The organism is Streptomyces sp. NPDC001941 (assembly GCF_040296945.1).
GTDB lineage: Bacteria > Actinomycetota > Actinomycetes > Streptomycetales > Streptomycetaceae > Streptomyces.
In genome coordinates this window covers 163,714-187,698 of sequence record NZ_JBEOYE010000007.1, presented here as the reverse complement: position 1 = coordinate 187,698, position 23,985 = coordinate 163,714, and the positions used below count along the sequence as shown (strand labels likewise).

The window sequence follows — 23,985 nt, the reverse complement described above, 5'->3', positions numbered from 1 at the left end:
CTGTAACGCTTCCGAGACGCTTCCCGGGCGTACGGTCACGGATCGGGCACCCGGCTTGACGTGTCGGTACCCTCCGGCAGACTTGGCCCGTAATTGCCGGGACGACGCCGCCGCGCGCACATGGGGGAGCACGAAATGAGCCAGGACGGCGCACAGGGCCGCTATGCCGGCGGTTCCGTGGCGGGCGGCCGGTACCAGCTGCGCGACCTGCTCGGCGAGGGCGGCATGGCGTCCGTCTACCTCGCCTACGACTCCGCGCTGGACCGCCAGGTCGCGATCAAGACGCTGCACACCGAGCTCGGCCGCGAGCAGTCCTTCCGCGAGCGCTTCCGCCGCGAGGCCCAGGCCGTCGCCAAGCTGCAGCACACCAACATCGTCTCGGTCTTCGACACCGGCGAGGACGAGCTGGGCGGCGCGCTCATGCCGTACATCGTCATGGAGTACGTCGAGGGCAGCCCGCTCGGCTCGGTGCTCCAGGCCGACGTGCGGCAGTACGGCGCGATGCCCGCCGACAAGGCGCTGAAGGTGACGGCCGACGTGCTGGCCGCCCTGGAGACCAGCCACGAGATGGGCCTGGTGCACCGCGACATCAAGCCGGGCAACGTGATGATGACCCGGCGCGGCGTGGTCAAGGTGATGGACTTCGGCATCGCGCGCGCCATGCAGTCCGGCGTCACCTCCATGACCCAGACCGGCATGGTCGTCGGCACCCCGCAGTACCTGTCGCCCGAGCAGGCCCTGGGGCGCGGCGTGGACGCCCGCTCCGACCTGTACTCGGTCGGCATCATGCTCTTCCAGCTGCTCACCGGACGGCTGCCGTTCGACGCGGACTCGCCGCTGGCCATCGCGTACGCCCACGTCCAGGAGGAGCCGGTCGCCCCGTCCTCCGTCAACCGCTCGGTCACCCCGGCCATGGACGCCCTGGTGGCGCGGGCCCTGAAGAAGAACCCGAACGAGCGCTTCCCCAGCGCCGCCGCCATGCGCGACGAGTGCCTGCGGGTGCTGCAGGCCGGGCAGACCAGCGCCCCGGTGATCGTGGCGGGCGGCCCGGCCCCCAGCGGCCAGGGCGTCTCCTCCGCGGTGTTCCCGCCGCTGGACCAGTCGACCCCGGCGCCCGGCCCGTCCGCGGTCCAGCAGCCGTACCAGCCCGGCCCCTACGGCGCGCCGACGCCCGCGCCGACGTACGGCTACCCCCAGCACAACCCCGCCCAGCACACCCCCGCTCCCGGCTACCAGACCCAGGCGCCGTCGCCCTACGCCCCGACGCCCGCGCCCGCGCACGTCCCGGCGCCCGCCGCGCCCGCCGCGCCCAAGCGCAACAACACGGTGCTCTTCGGCGTCGTCGCGGTGGTGCTGATCGTGCTGGCGGGCGTGGTCACCGCGATCACGCTGAACAACAAGGACGACGAGCCGGGCGGCGAGGCCAAGGGCGGCGGCAGCAGTTCCGCGGCGGCGGAGCACAAGCCGCCGGAGCGCAACCGCACGCTGGAGACGACCAAGTGCACCTCGCCGACCGAGGACAGCGACGACCCGAAGAAGGTCCAGGCGCCGAGCTTCGTCTACCGGGACGTGCTGTCGGTCAAGTCGTGCATCCAGGCCGCCGGCTGGCAGTACAAGATCAAGACCGTGGACAACCCGCAGTACGCGGAGGACCAGGTCATCGAGCAGTTCCCGACCGAGGGCACGGCCGTCGTCCCGGGCAGCCAGACCTTCGAGCTCACGGTGGCGTCGGGGGACCCGGGCAGCGAGTGACGCCCGCCCGGCGCCGGATCACCGCGTGAGGAGTGACCCGGACGGCCGTCGGCCCGTTTGACTGTCCGAGATGCCGGAATTGATGCGGTATGTGACGCTGAGTCGAACGACTCGGCGGCTCGGCACGGGAGGGGGTCACCCGGTGACTCCAAGGGTTGGGACGCGTTACGCGGTCGCTGTCGCCGCACTCCTGCTGGCCGCCGCCCCCTGGGCGCGGGCCGAGGAGTCCGGGGCGCCGCGACCGCCGTCCGCGACGGGCTCCCCGGCCCCTTCCGCCACCGCCACCGCCTCCCCCTCGGCCTCCCCCTCGGACGAGCCGGCCGAGGACGCGGACCCCGAGGTGTTCACCGACGACCCCGGGGCGTCCGCGTCGCCGGACCCGTCCGCGTCCCCCTCGCCCTCCGCCTCCCCCTCCCCGTGGCCCTCCCCGTCGCTGGCGGGCCGTCAGGCCGCCGTGGGGCAGCCGCGACCGGGGCGGACCCCGCTCGCGGAGCCGTCCAGCCCCGCGCGTACCAAAACGGCAACAGCCCGGCCGCCCGCCGAGCCGGTGCGCGACGCCTTCGACGTGGTCCCCGGGACGGAGTCCCCCGACCCCGACGCGCCCCCGCCCGCCGCCGTCGGGCAGAGCGTCCCGCAGGCCCTGGCGACCCCCGCTGACCGGCACGTTCCCGTGCTGACCCTGGGTGCGGGGCTGGCCCTGATGGGGCTCGGCCTGGGCTTCATGGGGATGCGGCTGCGGCGCGGCTGACCGCCCGCGTCCCCCTTGAGACGGACCCCGCGAGTCCCCCTGTAGTCGCTTGTACCAGCGGACTTACTCGGTATACATACTGAGTATGTCGATCCGCCACGGGCTCCTTGCCCTCCTTGAACGCGGCCCCCGCTACGGCTCGCAGCTCCGCTCGGAGTTCGAGTCCCGCACCGGGGCCACCTGGCCGCTGAACGTCGGGCAGGTCTACACGACGCTCAGCCGCCTGGAGCGCGACGGCATGATCGCCCAGGGCGGCGAGGACGAGGCCGGGCACACGCTCTACGCCATCACCGACACCGGCCGCGCCGAGCTGCGCCAGTGGTTCGAGAAGCCCGTGGACCGCACCAGCCCGGCCCGGGACGAGCTCGCCATCAAGCTCGCCATGGCCGTCGGCGCGCCCAGCATCGACATCCGCGACGTCATCCAGTCCCAGCGCCGCCACACCGTGCAGGCGATGCAGGACTACACCCGCCTCAAGGCCCAGGCGCTCACCGCCATCGAGAGCGGCACCACCCGTGAGCGCGACGACGTCGCCTGGCTGCTCGTCCTGGAGCAGCTGATCTTCCAGACCGAGGCCGAGGCCCGCTGGCTCGACCACTGCGAGGCCCGCCTCATCCGCCTCTCCGCCGACGCCGGCCAGGTCCCCTGGGCCGCCCCGGCGCCCGGCACCGACGCGTCCCCCGACCTCGGCGCGGTGCGCCGGGCCTGACCCGCCCGCCGCACCCGCCCCGCACCCCCACTTCCGTACATCCGCTCCGTACGCACCGCACGCGTACGCACCCGACGGGATCACCCATGTCCGAAACCCGCTCGCCGCAGCCCGTGCTGCAGCTGAGGAACCTCGTACGCGTCCATGGCAGCGGCGCCACCGAGGTGCACGCCCTGCGCGGCATCAACCTCGACGTCTTCCCCGGCGAACTCGTCGCCGTGATGGGCCCGTCGGGCTCCGGCAAGTCCACCCTGCTGACCATCGCCGGCGGCCTGGACACCCCCACCTCCGGCCAGGTCGTCGTCGAGGACACCGACATCACCACCGCCGACCGCAAGACCCTGGCCGCCCTGCGCCGCCGCAGCATCGGCTACGTCTTCCAGGACTACAACCTGATACCGGCCCTGACCGCCGCCGAGAACATCGCCCTGCCCCGCGAACTCGACGGCACCTCCGCGCGCAAGGCCCGCACCGAGGCCCTCGCCGCCCTGGAGGAGATGGGCCTGGGCCACCTCGCCGACCGCTTCCCCGACGAGATGTCCGGCGGCCAGCAGCAGCGCGTCGCCATCGCCCGCGCCCTGGTCGGCGACCGCCGCCTGGTCCTCGCCGACGAACCCACCGGCGCCCTGGACTCCGAGACCGGCGAGTCCGTCCTCGCCCTGCTGCGCACCCGCTGCGACGCCGGAGCGGCCGGGGTGCTCGTCACCCACGAGCCCCGCTTCGCCGCCTGGGCCGACCGCGTGGTCTTCCTGCGCGACGGCGCCGTGGTCGACCAGACCCTGCGCAGCGACGCCGACTCCCTGCTCAACCGGGCGGCCCAGCGGTGAACTGGTACCACTCCTGGCGCGCCGCGATCCGCATCGCCCGCCGCGACGCCTGGCGCTCCAAGGGCCGCAGCTTCCTGGTCCTGGCCATGATCGCCCTGCCCATCGTCGGCGTCAGCGCCTTCGACCTCACCTACCGCAGCTCCGAGCTCTCCCCGCAGGAGCGGATCACCCGCTCCCTCGGCGCCGCCGACGCCCGGCTGTCCGACGCCAACGTGGGCGGCGCGCCCATCGACCAGGACCCGGCGGGCGACCAGAGCGCGCCGGTCGGCGACTTCGACGACAAGCCCTGGCCCGAGGGCAAGACGGACGTCAGGAAGAGCGTCCCGGCGAACGCCACCGTCCTTCAGGACACCGAGGGCTCGGCCAAGCTGCGCACCACGCACGGCCTGCTGCACACCCAGATCAGCGAGCTCAAGGCCGCCGACCCGATGGCCGACGGCCTGCTGAACCTCACCGGGGGCCGGTTCCCCGCCAAGGACGACGAGGTCGCCGCCTCCGCGCACTTCCTGGAGTCCAGCGGCCTGAAGATCGGCTCCGGCCTGACCGCCCGCGGCTTCGACCGCACGTACCGGATCGTCGGCAGCTACGAGCTGCCCGACGACCTCAAGGCCGACCAGGTCAACCTGCTGCCCGGCGCCCTGCTCGCCCCGCTGGACCAGGCCCTGGAGAAGGCCGGGCTGCCCGGTACGGACCCCTCGACCAGCTATCTGGTGAAGCTGCCGGCCGGTGCGGACGGTTTCACGTGGAACATGGTCAAGCAGACCAACTCCAAGGGCGTGTCGGTCCGTTCGCGTGCCGTACAGCTCGACCCGCCGGCCGACGCCGACGTCCCGCTCTACCAGCGGGACGGCTGGGGCAAGTACGAGGACAGCACCTCCGCCAAGGCCGCGCTGCTGGCCGCCGCGGCCACCGTGGTCGGTCTGGCGATGCTGGAGATCTGCCTGCTCGCCGGTCCCGCGTTCGCCGTCGGCGCCCGCCGCTCGCGCCGCCAGCTCGGCCTCGTCGGCGCCAACGGCGGCGACCGCCGCCACATCCGGGCCATCGTGCTCGCGGGCGGCCTGGTGATCGGCGCCGCGGCCGCCGTCATCGGCACCGTGCTCGGCATCGCCCTCACCTTCGCCCTCCAGCCGGTGATGGAGGACTACCTGGGCAAGCGCTTCGGCGGCTTCGACCTGCGCCCGCTGGAGATCCTCGGCATCGCGCTGCTCGCCGTGCTCACCGGCCTGCTGGCCGCGATCGTCCCCGCCGTGACCGCCTCCCGCCAGACGGTCCTCGCCTCGCTCACCGGCCGCCGAGGCACCCGCCGCAGCAGCCGCGTGCTGCCGGTCCTCGGCCTGGTCGCCGTCGCCGTCGGCGCGGCCATCGCGCTGTACGGGTCGCTGGTCACCGACCAGTTCATGATCGTCGCGGGCGGCAGCGCCCTCGCCGAACTGGGCGTCGTCGCCCTGACCCCGGCCCTGGTCGGCCTGTTCGGCCGGATCGGCCGCTGGCTGCCGCTGTCGCCCCGGCTCGCCCTGCGCGACGCCGTGCGCAACCGGGGGCGCACGGCCCCCGCCGTCGCCGCGGTGCTCGCCGCCGTCGCCGGCACCGTCGCCGTGGCCACCTACTCCGCCAGCAGCGACGCCCAGAACCGGGCCGGCTACACGGCCCAGCTGCCGCACGGCGCGGTCGCCGTCTCCATCGACGAGGAGGGCGGGCGCGACGTGCCCGCCGCCCGCGAGGCCGTGCAGAAGAACTTCCCCGTCGACGTGCGCGCCGACGTGGACACCCTGGTGGTGGGCAAGGCCGGTTGCTCCCCGCACGGCTCCGGCGGCAAGGACTGCGGCCGGTACGAGGTGGTGACCCCCAAGGCCAACGAGTGCCCGCTGTGGGGACCGGTGGTGGACGGCGTCGACCCCTCCGACCGGTACAGCAAGGAGGAGCGCCGCAAGCTGTCCCAGGACTGGCGCTGCCAGTCATCGACCATGCAGGTCGTCTACACCGACGGCAGCCTGCTCATCGGCGACGCCAAGGTCCTCCGGGTCCTCGGCATCGACGACCCCGCCGCCGTGAAGGCCCTCGACGCGGGCCGGGTCGTCACCTTCGACAAGAAGCCCGTCGACGCCGACGGCAAGGTCGGCATCCGCCTGGTCACCGACACCGAGGCCGCCGACGCGGCCGCCCAGCAGAACAAGCCGGTCCCCGGCGAGGTCAAGCGGTTCACCGCGCACCAGGTCACCGGCAAGCAGGAGACGTACGGCCTGGGCATGCTGATGACGCCCGCCACCGCCAAGGCGGCCGGGCTCACCCTCAAGCCGCTGGGCGCCTTCTACTCCACCGACCGCATGCCCAGCGAGGACCAGCGCCAGAAGCTGGACGCCGAACTCGCCAAGTCCGGCAGCAGCGTGAACCTGCACATCGAGGAGGGCTTCGTCAGCAAGAACAGCATCGTGCTGCTCTCCCTGACCGTCTTCGCCGGCCTGATCACCATCGGCGCCGCCGGGATCGCCACCGGCCTCGCCCAGGCCGACGCCGAGGCCGACCTGAAGACCCTGGCCGCCGTGGGCGCGCCGCCCCGGGTCCGGCGCACCCTCAGCGGGTTCCAGTGCGGGGTGGTGGCCGCGATGGGCGTGGTCCTCGGCTCGGCGGCGGGCCTGCTGCCCGCCGTGGGGCTCAGGCTCACCGAGGAGCGCCAGGCCATGGGCTTCTACCAGCGGTCGCTCGACGAGGGCTGGGGCGGCAACAGCGTCCCCGTGGTCCCGGTCGTGGTGCCGTGGCCGACCCTGGCCGCCCTCCTGGTCGCCGTTCCGCTCGGCGCCGCGCTGCTGGCGGCCCTGGTGACCCGCTCCAAGGGGGCCCTGGCCCGACGCGCGGCCATCTAGGAAGCCGGGCGTACGGACGCGGATTCCGCTTCCGGCCGGACGCGCTGGGCCGATTGCCCGAACCGTGCCCCCGTACGAAGGTGGATCACCCTCGTACGGGGGCACACCGTGTGGTGAGGCATGTGTGCGAGAGAATGGCGGCATGGAGATGCCGAGGAATGAACGGTCGCAGGAGAACCCCCCGATCCTGGTGGTAGGCCCGGACGGGATGATGCTCGGCGGCGCTGACGGTGGCGAGGAATCCCGTGAGGTCCCGGTGACGGAGATGGTCGAGCAGCCGGCCAAGGTCATGCGCATCGGCAGCATGATCAAGCAGCTACTGGAAGAGGTCAGGGCGGCTCCCCTCGACGAGGCCAGCCGCGTCCGGCTCAAGGAGATCCACGCCAGCTCGGTCAAGGAGCTGGAGGACGGCCTGGCGCCGGAGCTGGTGGAGGAACTGGAGCGGCTCTCGCTCCCCTTCACCGACGAGGCGATCCCCTCGGAGGCGGAACTGCGCATCGCGCAGGCCCAGTTGGTCGGCTGGCTGGAGGGCCTCTTCCACGGCATCCAGACCGCGCTGTTCGCCCAGCAGATGGCGGCCCGCGCCCAGCTCGAGCAGATGCGCCGCGCCCTGCCGCCCGGCGCGGGCGGCCACGACGACGATGACGACAACCACGGCGCGATCCGCTCGGGGCCGTACCTGTAGGCACCGCGGGCACCTGTCGGCGTCTTCCCGCGAGGCGGGCGAGCGGCACGTTCCCTTCCGGCGTACGGCGCGGGGCCCGGCACCTTCCGAAGGTGCCGGGCCCCGTCGCGTACCGCCGCGCGCTACTCCGCGCGCAGCAGCACCTTGCCGACGTGGCCGCCCTCCTCCAGGGCCCGGTGCCCCTGGGCGGCCTGCGCCAGCGGCAGCACCTGGTCCACCACCGGCCGCACCGTCCCCGCGGCCACCAGCGGCCACACGTGCTCGCGCACCGCCGCGATGATCGACGCCTTCTCCTCCAGCGGGCGGCCCCGCAGCGAGGTGGCGGTGACCGCGGCCCGCTTGTTCAGCAGCGCCCCCAGGTTCAGCTCGCCCTTGACCCCGCCCTGCAGGCCGATGACCGCCAGGCGTCCGTTGACCGCGAGCGCCCGGACGTTGGCGTCCAGGTACTTCGCGCCCACGATGTCGAGGATGACGTCGGCGCCCGCGCCGTCGGTGGCCTTGCGCACCTCCTCGACGAAGTCCTGCCGCCGGTAGTCGATCAGCACGTCCGCGCCCAGCTCGGCGCAGCGCGCCAGCTTCTCGGGGCTCCCGGCCGTCACCGCGACCCGCGCGCCCACGGCCTTGCCCAGCTGGATCGCCAGGGTGCCGATCCCGCTCGCGCCGCCGTGCACGAGCAGCGTCTCGCCCGGACGCAGATGGGCGATCATGAACACGTTCGACCAGACCGTCGCGGCCACCTCGGGCAGCGCCGCGGCCGTCACCAGGTCCACCCCGTCCGGCACCGGCAGCAGCTGGCCCACGGGGACCGCGACCTTCTGCGCGTAACCGCCGCCGGAGAGCAGCGCGCACACCTCGTCGCCGACCGCCCAGCCGGTGACGCCGGGGCCGAGCGCCACGATCCGGCCGGAGCACTCCAGGCCGGGGTAGGGGGACGCGCCGGGCGGCGGCTCGTAGAAGCCCTGCCGCTGGAGCAGGTCGGCGCGGTTCACCGCGCTGGCCACCACCTCGACCAGCACTTCCCCCTCACCGGCCACCGGGTCGGGCACCTCGGTCCAGACCAGCGCCTCAGGACCGCCGGGCTGCGCAATCGTGATCGCATACATGGCCGCGAGGCTACTCCGCGCCACCCTGGGACGGCGGGTTGGAGGCCCGCACGATGGTGATCACCCGGTCCGTGAGCTGTAGCGGGCTCGCCGCCGGATCGTCGTAGCCGAGGAGCCGGTGCCCGCGCAGCACGCTCACCACCAGGTCCTCGGTCTCCCGCACGCTCTTGCCGACCTCGGACTTTATGACCGGCCGCTCGACCAGGTCGAGGCCGCTGCCCTGCTGGATCAGGTCCTCCATCACCGTGCCCGCGCTCGGGCTGAGCACGGACAGGCCGAGCAGCCGGCCCGCCGCACTGGCACTGGTGATCACCGCGTCGGCGCCGGACTGGCGCAGCAGCGGCGCGTTCTCCTCCTCGCGCACCGCGGCGACGATCTTGGCGCCCCGGTTGAGCTGCCGGGCGGTCAGCGCGACCAGCACCGCCGTGTCGTCGCGCTGGGTGGCGATGACGATCTGCCGGGCCCGCTGCAGCTCGGCACGGATCAGCACGTCGCTGCGGGTCGCGTCGCCCAGCACCCCCACGAAGCCGTCCGCGTTGGCGGCCTCGATCACCTTGTTGCTGGGGTCGACGATGACGATCTGCTCCTTGCTCAGACCGGTGGCGCACAGCGTCTGGATCGCCGAGCGCCCCTTCGTACCGAATCCGACGACGACGGTGTGCTCGCGCAAGGTGGACCTCCAGCGATTCAGCCGCCACTCCTCCCGGGTCCGCTCGGTGAGGACCTCCAGGGTGGTGCCGACCAGGATGATCAGGAACAGCACGCGCAGCGGGGTCACCAGCAGGACGTTGGTCAGCCGCGCGGTGTCGCTGTACGGGACGATGTCGCCGTAACCCGTGGTGGAGAGGGTCACGGTGGCGTAGTAGACGGCGTCGAGGAAGTCGACCTTCTCGTCGGAGTTGTCGTGGTACCCCTCCCGGTCGATCCAGACGATCAGGACGGTCACGAACAGCACCACCAGCGCCATCAGCAGCCGCTTGGCCACCTGTCGCAGCGGGCGCTCCACCACCCGCCGCGGCAGCTTCACCCGGCTGGTGACCAGGTGCTCGTCGGCGTTGCGGGCCATGGCGTCGTGGCCGGGGAGTTTCACGTGAAACACACTCCTTCGACCGCCGTCGCGGTGGTGGGCGCCGCCGCCGTCCACGGCAGGTCCAGGACCTCCAGGGCGTCCCCGGTGCGCGCGCCGCCCGGCGGTACGACCGCCAGGCCGTCGGCCGCCGCCACGCCGCGCAGCATCGCGGGGCCGTTGTAGTGCAGCGGCGCCACGTGGTCGTCGGCGCCCCCGCGGTGGACGACCGGGACCAGCCGGGTGTCGTGCGGATGTCCGTGCACATCGGCACGGACGCGTGCGTGGTACGGCTCCGGCGCCGGGCGCCCCGCCAGGCCCCGCAGCAGCGGTTCGGCCAGCGTGAGCAGGCCCGAGACGGCGGCCAGCGGATTGCCGGGCAGCCCCACCAGATGGCCGCCCCCGGCGAGCCGGGCGAGCAGCATCGGATGGCCCGGGCGCACCTTCACCCCGTCCACGAGCAGTTCGGCGCCCGCCCTGCGCAGCACCGGGTGGACGTGGTCCACCGGGCCCGCGGCGGTGCCGCCGGTGGTGATGACCAGGTCGGCGGGGGAGCGGGTGACCGCCTCGAACAGCGCCTGCGCGTCGTCGCCGACCCGGCGGGTGGCGACGACCTCCGCGCCCAGGGCCCGCAGCCAGGGCGCCAGCATCGGGCCGAGCGCGTCCCGGATCAGGCCGTCGTGCGGCAGCCCGGAGGCCAGCAGCTCGTCCCCGAGCACCAGGATCTCCACCCGGGGGGGCTCCACGGTGAGCAGGTCGTCGTACCCGGCCGCCGCCGCGAGCCCCAGCACGGCCGGGGTCACCAGGGCGCCGCGCGGCATCAGCCGGTCGCCGTGGCGGCACTCCTGGCCGCGCGGGCGGATGTCCTGGCCGTGGGTGACCTCGCGCTCCGCGTACAGCTGGCCGCCCGCGTCCTGCCGGGCGTGCTCGCTGCGGACCACGGCCGTGGTGTCGGGCGGGACGCGCGCACCGGTGGCGATGCGCACCGCCGTGCCGTCGGGCAGCGCCCGCGCGCCGCCGTGCCCGGCGAGCACCGAGCCGCCCGGGGCCACCGCCCAGGGCCCGGGGCCCGCGACCGCCCAGCCGTCCATGGCGGAGGTGTCGAAGGAGGGGAGGTCGGTGAGCGCGGTCAGCGGCTCGGCGAGCACGCGGCCCAGGGCGCCGTCGAGCGGGACCCGCCCGGTGCGCCTCGGCGCGGCGGCCCCGGCCCGCCCGGCGACGGCCCGTGCCCCGGTCCAGGAGGCGGCCCGGTGGTGCCCGCCCTCGCGCCCGGGCGTGGCGGGCCCGGCGGAGGTGCTGCCCGGCCGGTCCGCGACGGGCGCGGGCGCGAGCAGGGCCAGGGCCTCCTCGACCCCGTCGGACTCCTCCGGGGTGCGGGGGGTGGCGGGTGCGCCCGGGGTGCGGGGGGCCGTGGCCCCGTCGCGGGCGTCCCGGATGCCGTGGGAAGGCCCGTCGCCGCCGCGGGGCGGCTCGTCGCGGGCGCCGGCGGGCGCCGGGCGTTCCTGGGAGCTCATGGGGAGGCGGCCCGTCACCGTGCCGCGCCGGGCCGGGCGCCGCCCTGGTCGTCGCCCTGGGCGGGCCGGGTCCCGTCCGCCTCGGCCGACGGCTCGTGGGCCTTCGGCTCCTGGGACTGCGACTCGGTGGCCGCCTCCTTGGCCTGCTCCTCGGCCTCCCGCGCCCAGCGCCCGGCCAGGGCGGCGGCCTTGTGGGCGGCGAGGGCGACGGCCCGGGCGTCCGCCTCCGGGCTCGCCCCGCCGGCCTTGGCCGCGGCGTAGCCGACCAGGAAGGTGGTGAGCGGCGCGGCGGGCCTGGCGACGCCGTGGGCGGCGTCGCGGGCGAGGTCGAGCAGTACGCCGGTGTCGACGTCCAGCTCGATGCCGAGTTCGTCCTTGACTGCGGTGATCCATTCGTCCAGCACGTTCCCATGCTCCCTGATGCGGGCCCGGGCCCGTGCGAGGTCCTCCCAGGTGTCGCAGTCGAAGGAGGCGAGCGGCCCGGCCTCGATCCGCGCGGTGCGCAGCCGCTTGACCAGGGCCCGCAGCGGACGGCCCGCCAGGCTGCCGTACTCCTCGGTGAGCAGCGCCAGTTCGCGCCGCAGAGCCTCGGTGCGGTACGCGGCCACCAGCGGCTGCTCGCGCCCGTCCTGGTCGACCACCAGGACGCCGTCGAGCGGGCCGGGGAACTCCCCGCCGGGCGCGGCGCCCGGCCCGGGGCCCCCTGCCGAAGGACCCGGGCCTTCGGTCCCCACTTCGGGGCCGGGTGCGGGGGCACGGTCCGGCGCTGCGGCGGGGCCGGTCGCTTCAGGGGCTGCGGGCTCCCGGTCCTCCGCGAGGGCGGCGAGCAGGGCCCGTACCGTCGTGTCGGCCAGGAACGGCAGATCGGCGGAGAGCACCAGGACGGCCGGGGCCGACACCTCGCGCAGCCCCGCCTCCAGGGCGGCCAGCGGCCCGCCGCCGGGCGGCTCCTCGCGGGCCCACCGCACCGGACGGGCGGTGGGGCGGGGCTCGGCGACGACCACCGTGCGCCCCGCCTCCCGGCACGCCATGAGGACCCGGTCGAGCAGGGCGCGCCCGCCCACGCTCAGGGCGGGTTTGTCCACGCCGCCCAGGCGCCGGGCGGCGCCCCCGGCGAGCACGATGGCGTCGTACGCCGCATCAGCCGTCACACCGGCCAGTATGGGCCGCCGCCCCGCGACGATCTACAGCGAGCGCAGCAGCACCGCCGGGTTCTCCACGCAGTCGGCCACGAACCGCAGGAATCCGCCCGCCGTGCCGCCGTCGCAGACCCGGTGGTCGAAGGTGAGGGACAGCTGGACGACCTGACGCACCGCCAGTTCGCCCTGGTGCACCCACGGCTTGGCGACGATCCGGCCGACCCCGAGCATCGCCGCCTCCGGGTGGTTGATGATCGGCGTGGAGCCGTCGACCCCGAACACCCCGTAGTTGTTCAGCGTGAACGTCCCGCCGGTCAGATCGGCCGGGGTCAGCGTGCCCTGCCGCGCCGACTCGGTGAGCCGGGCGAACTCCCCGCTCAGCGACTCGGCCGTACGCCCCTGGGCGTCGCGCACCACCGGCACCACCAGGCCCCGGTCGGTCTGCGCCGCGAACCCCAGGTGCACCTGGGGCAGCCGCACGATCTCCCTGGCCTCCTGGTCCACCCGGGAGTTGAGCTCCGGGTGGCGGGCCAGGGCCGCCGTGCAGATCCGGGCGAGCAGCGCCAGGACCGAGACCTTCGGGCCGCCCGCCGCGTTCATCGCGGTACGGGCAGCCATCAGTTCGGTCGCGTCGGCGTCGACCCAGCAGGTCGCGTCGGGTATCTCGCGGCGGCTGCGGCTCAGCTTGTCGGCGACCGCGCCGCGCACGCCCTTGAGCGGTATCCGCTCACCGGCCGACGCGGATCCGGCCCCTGCGGATCCGGCCCCTGCGGATCCGGTCACCGGGGACGCGGTCACGGGGGCGTCGCTCACGGGGGGAGCCATGGCCGGAAGAGCGGTCGCCGGAGGAGCGGTCGCCGGGGCGCGCAGGGCACGCTCGACGTCGGCCCGCAGGATCAGGCCCTCGGGTCCTGAGCCGCTGAGGGCCCTCAGGTCGAGGTCGTTGTCCCGGGCGAGCCGCCGCACCAGCGGCGAGATCACCGGCACGGGCCCCTCGGGCGCCGGTGCGGCCGTACGGGGCTCGGGAGCGGGGGCTGCCGGTGCGGACGCGCCGTTCAGGGCCCGGGGGCGGACCCGGCGGCGGCGGGCGGCGGGGCCCGCGGTGCCGTACCCGACCAGGACGTTGCCCGAGTACTCCGACGACTCGGCGGACTCTGCGGAAGCGGCGGACACCGCGGGCCGTGCCGGCGCGGCGGCCGCCTCCGAGCCGGCCGCCGCGCCGGAGGGGGACTCGTCCGCGCCGACGGCGACCGTCAGCAGCGGTGCCCCGACGGGCAGTTCGCTGCCCTCCTCGCCGAAGCGCGCGGTGACCACGCCCCCGTACGGACAGGGCACCTCCACCATCGCCTTGGCCGTCTCCACCTCGACGACCGGCTGGTCGACGGCGACGACGTCGCCGACGGCCACCAGCCAGCGGACGATCTCCGCCTCGGTCAGCCCCTCGCCGAGGTCCGGCAGCCTGAACTCAAGGACCCTCGCCATCAGCCCTCCGCCTCCCACTGGAGCCGGGCCACCGCGTCGAGCACGCGGTCCACGCCCGGCAGATGGTGCCGCTCCAGCATCGGCGGCGGGTACGGGACGTCGAACCCGGCGACGCGCAGTACCGGCGCCTCCAGGTGGTGGAAGCAGCGCTCGGTGACCCGGGCCGCGATCTCCCCGCCCGGGCCGCCGAAGCCGTTCGACTCGTGCACGACGACCGCGCGCCCGGTGCGGCGCACGGAGGCGCAGACCGTCTCGTCGTCGAAGGGCACCAGCGAGCGCAGGTCGACCACTTCGAGGTCCCAGCCCTCGGCCGTGGCGGCCTCGGCGGCCTCCATGCAGACGGGCACGGACGGGCCGTAGGTGAGCAGGGTGGCGCTGGTGCCCGGGCGGCGCACGACCGCCCGGCCGATCGGCTCCACCACGGCCGGGTCCTGCGGCGACCAGGCGGCCTTGGACCAGTAGAGCCGCTTGGGCTCCAGGAAGACCACCGGGTCGTCGCAGGCGATCGACGCCCGCAGCAGCCCGTAGGCGTCCTCGACCGTGGCGGGCGTGACGACCTTCAGGCCCGGCGTGGCCATGTAGTACGCCTCGGAGGAGTCGCTGTGGTGCTCCACCCCGCCGATGCCACCGCCGTAGGGCACCCGCACGGTGATCGGCAGGGGCATCGCCCCGCGCGTGCGGTTGCGCATCTTGGCCACGTGGCTGATCAGCTGCTCGAACGCCGGGTAGGCGAAGGCGTCGAACTGCATCTCGACGACCGGCCGCAGCCCGTACATCGCCATGCCGACCGCCGTGCCGAGGATGCCCGCCTCCGCCAGCGGCGTGTCCGTGCACCGCGCGTCGCCGAACTCCGCGGCGAGCCCGTCGGTGATCCGGAAGACCCCGCCGAGCGTGCCGACGTCCTCGCCCATCACGTGCACCGTCGGGTCCTCGGCCATCGCGTCGCGCATCGCGCGCTGCAGCGCCTGCGCCATCGTGGCCGGCTTGGCCTGCTTGCCCTGTCCGGCCTGCTTGCTCCGCCCGGCCTGCCCGGCCGCCACCGTCGTCATCGCGTACCGCCTTCCGTACCGCGCCCGCCCCGGCCGTCCCCGGCCGTACGGTCGTCGTGCCCGCCCTGCTCGGCCTCGGCATCCAGCTCGGCCCGCAGCTGTGCGGCCTGCTCGCGCAGCTGGCCGGTCTGCTCGGCGTAGACCTCCGCGAACAGGTCCATCGGGTCGAGCACCGGGTCGGCGTTCATCCCCTCGCGCAGCCGCGCGGCCATCGCCTCCGCGGCCTCGGCCGCCTCCCGTATCCCGTCCTCGTCGATGAGTCCGCGCTCCGTCAGCTCGCGCTCCAGCAGGCGCACCGGGTCGTGCGCCCGCCAGGCCTCCACCTCGGCGTCGCCCCGGTAGCGCGTGGCGTCGTCGGCGTTGGTGTGCGCCTCCATGCGGTAGGTGACCGCCTCGACCAGGGTCGGGCCGCCGCCGCGCCGGGCGCGGTCCACGGCCTCGGAGAGCACCTGATGCACGGCGGCGGCGTCGTTGCCGTCGACCAACCGACCGGGCATCCCGTACCCCACGGCCTTGTGGGCGAGCGAGGGCGCCGCCGTCTGCTTGGACAGCGGTACGGAGATCGCGAAGCCGTTGTTCTGCACCAGGAAGACCACCGGGGCCCGCCACACGGCGGCGAAGTTCAGCGCCTCGTGGAAGTCGCCCTCGCTGGTGCCGCCGTCGCCGACCATGGCGAGCGCGACCACGTCGTCGCCCTTGAGCCGCGCGGCGTGCGCCAGGCCCACCGCGTGCGGCAGCTGCGTGGCCAGCGGGGTGCACAGCGGGGCGACGCGGTGCTCGCGCGGGTCGTAGCCGGTGTGCCAGTCGCCGCGCAGCAGGGTGAGGGCCTGCACGGGGTCCAGGCCGCGCGCCACGGCGGCGAGCGTGTCGCGGTAGGAGGGGAAGAGCCAGTCGCGCTCCTGCAGGACCAGGGCGGCGGCGACCTCGCAGGCCTCCTGCCCGGTGCTGGAGGGGTAGACGGCGAGGCGGCCCTGCCGGGTGAGGGCGGTGGCCTGCGTGTTGTACCGGCGGCCGCGCACCAGCTCCGCGTACAGCCTGCGCAGCAGGGCGGGGTCGGCGGAGGCGGCGGCGTCGGTGCCGAGCACGCGCAGCGGCTCGGGGTCCGGGAGCAGCGGCGCGGGGTCGGTGCGCGGCTTCCACTCCGGGGGCGGGGTGGGCCGGTACGGAGCGGCGCCGGGCAGCTCTTGGACCGTCGTACTGCTCTGCTTCAACGCGTCCACCTCCTCGTGGCAGCGGGCATAAGACCCCATGGGCCGAGGAGGCGCGAGTGTGTCGCGCCTCACCTACCGATTGTTCGGTCGTGGACGCATTTTGGCTACAGGCACCCTCAGCCTGTGGACAAACGGTTCTCCACAGCCTGGGATGGGAACAGGGCGTCCATGGCGGAGAGGCAGGGGGACATGGCGGATGAACAAATGGCCGACGGCCGGGAGCGCGCCGCGGCCCCCTTCGAGGCCGCGGTCGACCAGGGGTCGCCGCCGCGGCCGCTGGACGCCATCGACAAGGACATCCTGCGCATCCTGCAGACCGACGGACGCGCCTCGATACGGTCCGTGGCCGAGCGCGTCCACGTCTCGCGCGCCAACGCCTACGCCCGGATCAACCGGCTGATCGACGACGGGGTGATCCGGGGCTTCAGCGCCCGGGTCAACCACGAGCGGGCCGGCCAGGGCGCGTCGGCGTACATCACGCTCAAGATCGTCCAGAACTCCTGGCGCACGGTCCGCGAACAGCTCCAGGCGCTGCCGGGGGCCGCGCACATCGCCCTGGTCAGCGGCGACTTCGACGTACTGCTCCTGGTCCACACCCCGGACAACCGGACCCTGCGCGAACTGGTCCTCACCAAGCTCCAGTCGATACCGGAGGTCCTGTCCACCAGGACGCTCCTGGTCTTCGAGGAGACGGACCTGGACCCGGAGAAGAGCTAGGAGACCAGAGACCCGGGTGCGCTGTCCCAGGACAGCGCACCCGGGTCCCGCACCGCCCTCAGTGCGCCCGGCGCAGCCCGTCGAAGGCGAGGTGCACCACGGTCTGCGCCAGCTGCGCGCCCTCCGCCTCGCCGCCGCCCGGCTGCGGCCGGTACCACTCCACCAGCGAGTTCACCATCCCGAACAGCAGCCGCGTCGCCAGCCGCGTGTCCACGTCCGCCCTCAGGTCGCCCTCGGCCGACGCCGCCCTCAGCAGCTCCGCGACCCGCTGGTCGAACTCCCGGCGGCGCTCCATCGCCCAGCGCTCGGTCTTGGTGTTGCCGCGCACCCGCAGCAGCAGCGTGACGTAGGGCAGTTCGGCCGCCAGCACCTCCACGGTGCGCCGCGTGACGTACTCGACGCGCTCCACCGCGCGCCCCCGCACCGCCCCCGGCTCCTCCAGGACGGCGAAGAGCCCGTCCAGCGCCCGGCTGACCGCGCGCCGCAGCAGCTCCTCCTTGCCCGACACGTGGTGGTAGATCGACGACTTGGAGATCCCGGCCGCCTTCGACAGGTGCTCCATCGACGTGCCGTCGTAGCCGCGCTCGTTGAAGACGCGCACGGCGACGGCCAGCAGCGATTCGGGGGTGTACGTGTCGCGCTTCGCGGTCGTCATGGCCGGGTCGCCCTTCATTCTGGCTGGTCGCCCTTCATCTGTACGTAGGTCTGGCGGTAGAGCGCCAGGGACGGCTCGTAGCGGCCGCCGGGGATCCGTGCGCACAGCTCGTCCAGCAGCTCGTGCGCCCAGGAGGGGCCGAGGCGGGCGGCCCACTCGCCGGGCCCGAGCGGGTAGTTGACGCCGAGCCGCATGGCCGTGTCGACGTCCTCGGCCGAGGCCACGCCCTTGGCGACGGCGTCGGCGGCCAGGTCCACCAGCATCGCGACCGTACGGGCCACGATCATGCCCGGCACGTCCCCGATCACGCTGACGCTCTTGCCGAGCGCCTGGAACAGGCCGATCGACTGGCGCAGCGTCTCCCAGCTGGTGACCTCGGAGGCGGACAGCGCGATCCGGGTGGCCGCGCGGTAGTCCAGGGCGAGGTCGAAGTAGACGACGTCGCGGAACTCCGCGGAGGTCTGCCCGTCGGCGAGCACCAGCTGTCCGCCGCTGGGCAGCAGCACGCGCGTGCCCTGGTCCTCCTCCGTCAGGGTCACCTCGACGCCCGCCTCGCGGCACATCCCGACCAGCGCGGCGGCCGGCCCCAGGCTTCCCTCGACGGTGATCCGCGCGGGCGGCTCGGTGCGCGGCGCGGTGTGCGGGAGGGGTCGCTCGGCGCCCTCCTCGTACGAGAACCAGCCCCGGCCCGTCTTGCGGCCCAGCCGCCCGGACTCCACCAGGCGCCGCTGGGCGAGCGAGGGCGTGAACTTGGGGTCCTGGTAGAAGGCGTCCCACACCGACCGGGTCACGGCCTCGTTGACGTCCTGGCCGATCAGGTCCGTCAGCTCGAAGGGGCCCATCCGGAAGCCGCCGCACTCGCGCAGGACGGCGTCGATGGTGGCGGGGTCGGCGCCCCGCTCCTCGTACACCCGCAGCGCCTCCGCGTAGAAGGGGCGGGCGATGCGGTTGACGATGAAGCCGGGGGTGTCCGCGCAGCGCACCGGCGTCTTGCCCCAGGCCTTCGCCGTCGCGTACGCGCGCGTGGCGGCGTCCTTGTCGGTGGCGTGGCCGCTGACCACCTCCACCAGGGGCAGCAGCGGCGCCGGGTTGAAGAAGTGCAGGCCCACCAGCCGGCCCGGCAGCCGCAGGCCGCCGCCGATGGCGGTCACGGACAGGGACGAGGTGTTGGTGGCCAGCAGGCAGTCGTCGCCGACGACCTTCTCCAGCGCGGCGAACAGCTCCCGCTTGACGGCCAGCTGCTCCAGGACCGCCTCGACCACCAGGGCGCTGTCGGCGAGTTCGGACAGTTCGGCGGCCGGGTGCAGCCGCGCCAGCGCCGCCTCGCGCCCGGCCGCGTCCAGCCGGCCCTTCTCCACCAGCCGGTCGAGGCGTCCCGCGATCGCCTCGGCGGCGGCCCCGGCCCGGCCGGGCTCCGCGTCGTACAGCCGCACGGGATGGCCCGCGGTGAGGGCGACCTGGGCGATGCCCTGGCCCATGGTCCCGGTGCCGACGACGGAGACGGTGCGCGCGGGGGCGAGGGCGTCGATGGCGGTCATGCTGGTGATCCTCCCCTACCGGTTGTCCACAGGTTCTGCGGACCCCCTTGTCCCGACCGATCGTTCGGTTACTCTAACTCTGTCCGGCAGTGCCCGCCCATACATCCAGCCGTCTCGCGACAGACCCCATCGAGGAGTTGGTCCGCCATGGCCGCCGCTCGGCTCACCTTCGACCACCTGGCCGACAAGCACCGTCCCGTCCTCGACCAGGCCCTCGAAGCGATCAGGACCCGCGCCTACTGGTCACCCCACCCCGAGCACCCCAAGGCGTACGGGGAGGGCGGCTCGCTGAGCGCCGAGGCCGGCCTCGCCGCCCACCAGGAGGTGCTGGGCAAGCGCTTCGAGCTCGACCAGCCGGGCACGGACGACTGGACCGGCGCGGAGGTCTCGCCCTACGGGCCGGAGCTCGGCGTCAGCTACCCGCACGCCGACCTGGACGTGCTGCTGCCCGCGATGCGCGAGGGCCTGGGCGCCTGGCGCGCCGCCGGGCCCGAGACGCGCGCGCTGGTGTGCCTGGAGGTGCTGGCCCGCATCAGCGCCCGCACGCACGAGTTCGCGCACGCGGTCATGCACACCAGCGGCCAGGCGTTCATGATGGCGTTCCAGGCCGGCGGCCCGCACGCGCAGGACCGCGGCCTGGAGGCCGTGGCGTACGCGTACCAGGAGCAGACCCGCACCCCCTCGGGCGCCGCGGAGTGGTCCAAGCCGCAGGGCAAGCGCGAGCCGCTGCAGCTGACCAAGACGTTCACCCCGGCCGGGCGCGGCATCGGCCTGGTCATCGGCTGCAACACCTTCCCGACGTGGAACGGCTACCCGGGCCTGTTCGCCTCGCTGGCCACCGGCAACGCGGTCCTGGTCAAGCCGCACCCGCGCGCGGTGCTGCCGCTGGCCCTGACGGTGCGGGTGGCCCGCGAGGTGCTCGCCGAGACCGGCTTCGACCCGAACCTGGTCGCGCTGGCCGTCGAGCGGCCCGGCGAGGGCATCGCCAAGACGCTCGCCGTCCGCCCCGAGATCAGGATCATCGACTACACGGGCTCGACCGCGTTCGGCGACTGGCTGGAGGCCAACGCCCGCCAGGCCCTCGTCTACACCGAGAAGGCCGGCGTCAACACGGTCCTGGTCGACTCCACCGACGACTACCGGGGCATGCTCTCCAACCTGGCCTTCTCGCTCTCCCTGTACAGCGGCCAGATGTGCACCACCCCGCAGAACCTGCTGATCCCGCGCGACGGCATCGCCACGGACGACGGCCACAAGGGCTACGACGAGGTGGTGGCCGACCTCGCCGCGGCGGTCGGCGGCCTGCTCGGCGACGACGCCCGGGCCAACGCCCTGCTGGGCGCGCTGGTCAACCCCGACGTCAAACAGCGCCTGGAGGCCGCCGCCGGCCTGGGCGAGGTCGCCCTGGCCTCCCGCGAGGTCGCCCACCCGGACTTCCCCGGCGCCGTGGTCCGCACGCCCGTGATCGTGAAGCTGGACGGCGCCAAGCCGGACGACGAGGCCGCGTACATGTCCGAGTGCTTCGGGCCGGTCGCCTTCGCCGTCGCCGTCGACTCCACCGAGGACGCCGTGGCCCTGCTGCGGCGCACGGTGCGCACCAAGGGCGCGATGACCGTCGGTGCGTACACCACCTCCGCCGAGGTGGAGCACGCGGTGGAGGAGGTCTGCCTGGACGAGTCCGCGCAGCTCTCCCTCAACCTGACCGGAGGGGTGTACGTGAACCAGACGGCCGCCTTCTCCGACTTCCACGGCTCCGGCGGCAACCCGGCGGCCAACGCGGCCCTGTGCGACAGCGCGTTCGTCGCCAACCGCTTCCGCGTGGTGGAGGTCCGCCGCCAGGCGTGAGGCGGGCACGACGGCCGGAGGGGCAGTGCTTCGGCGGCCGTGCCAGTCCCGGGACTGTCCGGTGAGCCTGAGCCTGAGGCCGACCGTCAGTCCCGGGACTGCCCGGACGGGCCGCGGCACCTTCCCGGCGGTCCCGGGACCCGTGGGCGGTCCGCAGTCCGGAGACCCGTACGACGGTCCCGGACCCGTCCGTTCGGGTCCCAGGACCCGTCCGTACGGCCGGACAGCCGGTCCTAGACCGTGGTGCCGGGCGCGGGCACGTCCGCGTACCGCTGCACCCACGCGTGCATGGCGATCGCCGCGGCGGCCCCCGCGTTGATCGACCGGGTGGAGCCGAACTGGGCGATCGAGCAGACCATCGCGGCGTGCTCGCGGGCCTGCTCGGTCAGCCCGGGCCCCTCTTGCCCGAACAGCAGGACGCAGCGCTCGGGCAGCTCGGTGCGCTCCAGCGGGACCGATCCGGGCAGGTTGTCGATGCCGATGATCGGCAGCTCCTCGGCCGCCGCCCACGCGGTCAGCGAGGCGGTGTCCGGGTGGTGGCGCACGTGCTGGTAGCGGTCGGTGACCATCGCCCCGCGCCGGTTCCAGCGCTTGCGGCCCACGATGTGCACCTCCTCGGCGAGGAAGGCGTTGGCCGTGCGCACCACCGAGCCGATGTTGAAGTCGTGCCCCCAGTTCTCCACCGCCACGTGGAAGCCGTGGCGGCGGGTGTCCAGGTCCGCCACGATCGCCTCGCGCGTCCAGTAGCGGTAGCCGTCCACGACGTTGCGCCGGTCGCCGTGCGCGAGCAGCTCGGGGTCGTAGCGGTCGCCCTCCGGCCACGGCAGGGGGTGCGGCCCGACGCCGACCTCCTGCGGGAAGCCGTCGTCGTACTGCAGGGGCTGCGGGGACCCGTCCCCGCGCGGCTGTTCGGTGGTGCTCACCCGACGAGCGTACGGGCCGCCGGCTCCGCCTCCCGCCGCTCCGTCTCCCGGGGGAGCTCGTCCCGGCCGCCCGGACGCAGCCGCCCGGCGCCGCGCGAGACCCGCGCCCCCAGCCACACCAGGAAGGCGGTCGGCAGGAACACCGCGTCGGCGGCGATCATCGCGAGCGAGAAGAACGGCAGTCCCAGGATCAGCGCGATGCCCGCGTGCTCCAGCATCATCATCACCAGCAGCACGTTCTTCACCCGCCGGTTGAACAGCGTGAACGGGAAGGCGACCTGCACGATCACCGTTCCGTACGTGATCAGCATGACGATGACGCCGCTGGAGGAGAGCAGCCCGGACAGCGCGGGCCAGGGCGAGAAGTAGTCCAGGTTGAGCGGGTAGTACAGCGCCGTGCCGTCCTGCCAGCGCGACCCCTGGATCTTGTACCAGCCGGCGGTGGCGTAGATCAGACAGACCTCGGCCATGACCACGCCGAGCGTCGCGTTGTGCACCAGGTTCGCGGCCACGTCCGCCAGCGTGCGCGGCTCGCCCGGCCCGTACCGGCACACCAGCCACCACACGGCCTGCGCCAGCCACACCGCCCACATCAGGGCCGTCAGCCACCACTCCCCGGCGCCCACCCGGCCGCCCAGGAACGTCAGCGCCAGCAGCCCCGTGCCGAGCACCAGCCACAGCACCGGGCCGACGCGGTCCTCCGCCTCCGGGCGGCGCGCGCGGCGCCGCGCGTCCAGCGACCACACCTGGCCGCAGCGGGTGAGCACCAGGTAGATCGCCATCAGGTGGATGACGTTGTCCCCGCCGTCGCCCATGAAGACCGAGCGGTTCTGCAGCGACAGCACGCCCACCATGAACAGCACGGACATGGTGCGGGTGCGCCAGCCGACCAGCAGCAGGGCCGCGGACAGCAGGGCCACCGCGTAGACGACCTCGAACCAGACGGTGCTGTCGGAGAGCAGCAGCAGGGTGAAGGCGTGGTTCTGGGAGACCAACTGCTGGCCCATGTCCCAGCTCCAGGGCCCGCCGGGTCCGTACAGCTCACGGCGGTTGGGGAACTCGCGCAGCAGGAAGAACAGCCAGGCCGCGGAGAAACCGATGCGCACCACGGCGCTCTGGTACGGGCCGAGGGCGTGCGCGGTCACCCGCTGCAGGGCGGCCACCAGGCGCGGCCGGGGGTCGCGGGCTGACTGGGGAACGGGGGCGGCGGTCGCCGCGGTGTCCCGGGCCGGCGGGGTGCTGGTCTCGTTCACTTCGCCGCCTCCGGGCCGCCGTTGCGCACGCCGGCGGGCAGGTCCGCGGCGGTCACCGTCCACCAGGGCAGGAGCCGGTGGAAGGGACGGGTGTCGATCTTCTCGTCGCTCCACGGCGGCGCCTTCACGGCCGCGGTGGAGGAGCGCAGCTGGATCCGCTCGACGCGACCGCCGAGGGCGTGCCCGTCGAGGCGGAGCATCGCGATGCGGCGCACGTAGCGCTCCGAGAGCTGTCCGCGCGTGCCGTTGGGCTTGTTGTCGTTGGTGTGCGAGTTGACGAAGAAGTCCCAGGCCCGGCGCAGTTCGTTCTGGCTGACGTGGCTGGGGGCGAGGTTGCCCTCGATGTCGTCCGCGTCATCGGCGGAGAGGTCGATCCAGTCCGTCGTGCGGCGCCCGCCGTCCGCCGTGGCGACCTCGGCACGCACCTGGACGGCGATGTTCTGCTGGAGCGGGTTGGGGGCGAAGAGCTTCCAGTTCTGCTCGAACTCGGGGTAGATCCACGAGTCGATCGTCTCGCCGTGCTCCTTGGTCACCGTGTTCGACGGCGCCACGTGCAGGAAGACCATGGCGAGGTGGACGCAGGCCAGGACGCCGACGACGGCGAGGACGAAGGCCGCGGCCACCTGGTAGCCCAGCGAAAGACCGGCTATGCCGACCTGGGCCCGGGGCGGGTGCGGGGGCGCGGGGGCGTGCTCCTCGGCACCTTCGGGGGTTCCGGGAGCGTCCGGGGCGGCCTGCGCACCGGACGCCCAGGCGGGCGGTCCGGCAGACGGTTCAGCGGGCGTGCCGAGGGCGGACGCGGCGGTTCCGGCCTCCCGGCCGGCCGCGTCGGCCCGGTGGTGAGGTGCCGGTGCGCCGACCCGCGCGCCGCCCTCGTCGTCGTACGAGTCCATCCCGCCCCGATTCCC

At 74.2% G+C, this 23,985-nt stretch carries 20 protein-coding genes; 8 read left to right on the top strand and 12 right to left on the bottom strand.

Annotation, left to right across the window (positions count from 1 at the left end; translation table 11 throughout):
* Window positions 1–135 precede the first annotated feature (135 nt).
* From ABT160_RS09030 to ABT160_RS09005, 6 genes are all read left to right on the top strand, one after another.
* Window positions 136–1,752, top strand: coding sequence for a protein kinase domain-containing protein (locus ABT160_RS09030; protein ID WP_351645434.1), 1,617 nt, complete (start codon window positions 136–138; stop codon window positions 1,750–1,752).
* A 142-nt stretch (window positions 1,753–1,894) separates the two neighbouring features.
* Window positions 1,895–2,500 carry a hypothetical protein gene (locus tag ABT160_RS09025; protein WP_351645431.1) on the top strand — a complete coding sequence of 202 codons (606 nt, stop codon included), beginning with the start codon at window positions 1,895–1,897 and terminating at the stop codon, window positions 2,498–2,500.
* 85 nt (window positions 2,501–2,585) lie between these two features.
* On the top strand, window positions 2,586–3,209 hold the full coding sequence (locus tag ABT160_RS09020) for a PadR family transcriptional regulator (protein ID WP_351645429.1): 624 nt from the start codon (window positions 2,586–2,588) through the stop codon (window positions 3,207–3,209).
* An 86-nt stretch (window positions 3,210–3,295) separates the two neighbouring features.
* On the top strand, window positions 3,296–4,036 hold the full coding sequence (locus ABT160_RS09015; RefSeq protein WP_351645427.1) for an ABC transporter ATP-binding protein: 741 nt from the start codon (window positions 3,296–3,298) through the stop codon (window positions 4,034–4,036).
* A gap of 86 nt (window positions 4,037–4,122) precedes the next feature.
* The gene (locus ABT160_RS09010) at window positions 4,123–6,897 is read left to right on the top strand and encodes an ABC transporter permease (RefSeq protein ID WP_351645482.1); all 2,775 of its coding nucleotides are present in this window, start codon (window positions 4,123–4,125) and stop codon (window positions 6,895–6,897) included.
* Window positions 6,898–7,039: 142 nt separating this feature from the next.
* Entirely contained in the window at window positions 7,040–7,582 is a 543-nt protein-coding gene (locus ABT160_RS09005) for a bacterial proteasome activator family protein (protein ID WP_351645425.1), read from the top strand.
* A 122-nt stretch (window positions 7,583–7,704) separates the two neighbouring features.
* Here the strand turns inward: ABT160_RS09005 and ABT160_RS09000 are convergent, their stop codons facing one another.
* From ABT160_RS09000 to pdhA, 7 genes are read right to left on the bottom strand one after another with little or no spacing between them, the layout of a single operon-like run.
* Window positions 7,705–8,685 carry an NAD(P)H-quinone oxidoreductase gene (locus tag ABT160_RS09000; protein ID WP_351645422.1) on the bottom strand — a complete coding sequence of 327 codons (981 nt, stop codon included), beginning with the start codon at window positions 8,683–8,685 and terminating at the stop codon, window positions 7,705–7,707.
* A gap of 10 nt (window positions 8,686–8,695) precedes the next feature.
* The gene (locus ABT160_RS08995; protein ID WP_502984182.1) at window positions 8,696–9,775 is read right to left on the bottom strand and encodes a potassium channel family protein; all 1,080 of its coding nucleotides are present in this window, start codon (window positions 9,773–9,775) and stop codon (window positions 8,696–8,698) included.
* On the bottom strand, window positions 9,772–11,265 hold the full coding sequence (locus ABT160_RS08990; protein ID WP_351645420.1) for a molybdopterin molybdotransferase MoeA: 1,494 nt from the start codon (window positions 11,263–11,265) through the stop codon (window positions 9,772–9,774). Before ABT160_RS08990 ends, ABT160_RS08995 begins: the two co-directional genes overlap by 4 nt.
* Window positions 11,266–11,279: 14 nt before the next feature.
* Complete coding sequence (locus ABT160_RS08985) at window positions 11,280–12,416, bottom strand: NTP transferase domain-containing protein (protein WP_351645418.1); 1,137 nt, start codon at window positions 12,414–12,416, stop codon at window positions 11,280–11,282.
* 33 nt (window positions 12,417–12,449) lie between these two features.
* Window positions 12,450–13,886: a dihydrolipoamide acetyltransferase family protein gene (locus ABT160_RS08980; protein ID WP_351645416.1), complete on the bottom strand. Its 1,437-nt coding sequence runs from the start codon at window positions 13,884–13,886 to the stop codon at window positions 12,450–12,452.
* Window positions 13,886–14,935 (bottom strand): alpha-ketoacid dehydrogenase subunit beta, encoded by a 1,050-nt coding sequence (locus ABT160_RS08975; protein WP_351645414.1) that lies wholly within the window; start codon window positions 14,933–14,935, stop codon window positions 13,886–13,888. Before ABT160_RS08975 ends, ABT160_RS08980 begins: the two co-directional genes overlap by 1 nt.
* Complete coding sequence (gene pdhA / locus ABT160_RS08970; protein WP_351645412.1) at window positions 14,932–16,185, bottom strand: pyruvate dehydrogenase (acetyl-transferring) E1 component subunit alpha; 1,254 nt, start codon at window positions 16,183–16,185, stop codon at window positions 14,932–14,934. The genes ABT160_RS08975 and pdhA overlap by 4 nt, the downstream gene beginning before the upstream one ends.
* Window positions 16,186–16,350: 165 nt before the next feature.
* On the opposite strand from pdhA, the gene ABT160_RS08965 reads away from it, so the two are divergent.
* Window positions 16,351–16,863: an Lrp/AsnC family transcriptional regulator gene (locus tag ABT160_RS08965; RefSeq protein WP_351645479.1), complete on the top strand. Its 513-nt coding sequence runs from the start codon at window positions 16,351–16,353 to the stop codon at window positions 16,861–16,863.
* 58 nt (window positions 16,864–16,921) lie between these two features.
* Here ABT160_RS08965 and ABT160_RS08960 read toward each other — a convergent pair whose 3' ends face one another.
* Together ABT160_RS08960 and ABT160_RS08955 are read right to left on the bottom strand one after the other, a co-directional pair.
* Window positions 16,922–17,518, bottom strand: a complete 597-nt coding sequence (locus ABT160_RS08960) for a TetR/AcrR family transcriptional regulator (RefSeq protein WP_351645409.1) — start codon at window positions 17,516–17,518, stop codon at window positions 16,922–16,924.
* A gap of 14 nt (window positions 17,519–17,532) precedes the next feature.
* Window positions 17,533–19,056 (bottom strand): 3-hydroxyacyl-CoA dehydrogenase, encoded by a 1,524-nt coding sequence (locus ABT160_RS08955; RefSeq protein ID WP_351645407.1) that lies wholly within the window; start codon window positions 19,054–19,056, stop codon window positions 17,533–17,535.
* 147 nt (window positions 19,057–19,203) lie between these two features.
* On the opposite strand from ABT160_RS08955, the gene paaN reads away from it, so the two are divergent.
* Window positions 19,204–20,901: a phenylacetic acid degradation protein PaaN gene (paaN, locus tag ABT160_RS08950; protein WP_351645405.1), complete on the top strand. Its 1,698-nt coding sequence runs from the start codon at window positions 19,204–19,206 to the stop codon at window positions 20,899–20,901.
* A 233-nt stretch (window positions 20,902–21,134) separates the two neighbouring features.
* On the opposite strand, the gene ABT160_RS08945 is transcribed toward paaN, so the two are convergent.
* From ABT160_RS08945 to ABT160_RS08935, 3 genes are read right to left on the bottom strand one after another with little or no spacing between them, the layout of a single operon-like run.
* Window positions 21,135–21,824 carry a TrmH family RNA methyltransferase gene (locus ABT160_RS08945; RefSeq protein ID WP_351645402.1) on the bottom strand — a complete coding sequence of 230 codons (690 nt, stop codon included), beginning with the start codon at window positions 21,822–21,824 and terminating at the stop codon, window positions 21,135–21,137.
* Window positions 21,821–23,077, bottom strand: a complete 1,257-nt coding sequence (locus ABT160_RS08940; protein WP_351645399.1) for an HTTM domain-containing protein — start codon at window positions 23,075–23,077, stop codon at window positions 21,821–21,823. Before ABT160_RS08940 ends, ABT160_RS08945 begins: the two co-directional genes overlap by 4 nt.
* Entirely contained in the window at window positions 23,074–23,970 is an 897-nt protein-coding gene (locus tag ABT160_RS08935; RefSeq protein ID WP_351645398.1) for a DUF5819 family protein, read from the bottom strand. Before ABT160_RS08935 ends, ABT160_RS08940 begins: the two co-directional genes overlap by 4 nt.
* Window positions 23,971–23,985: the final 15 nt, after the last annotated feature.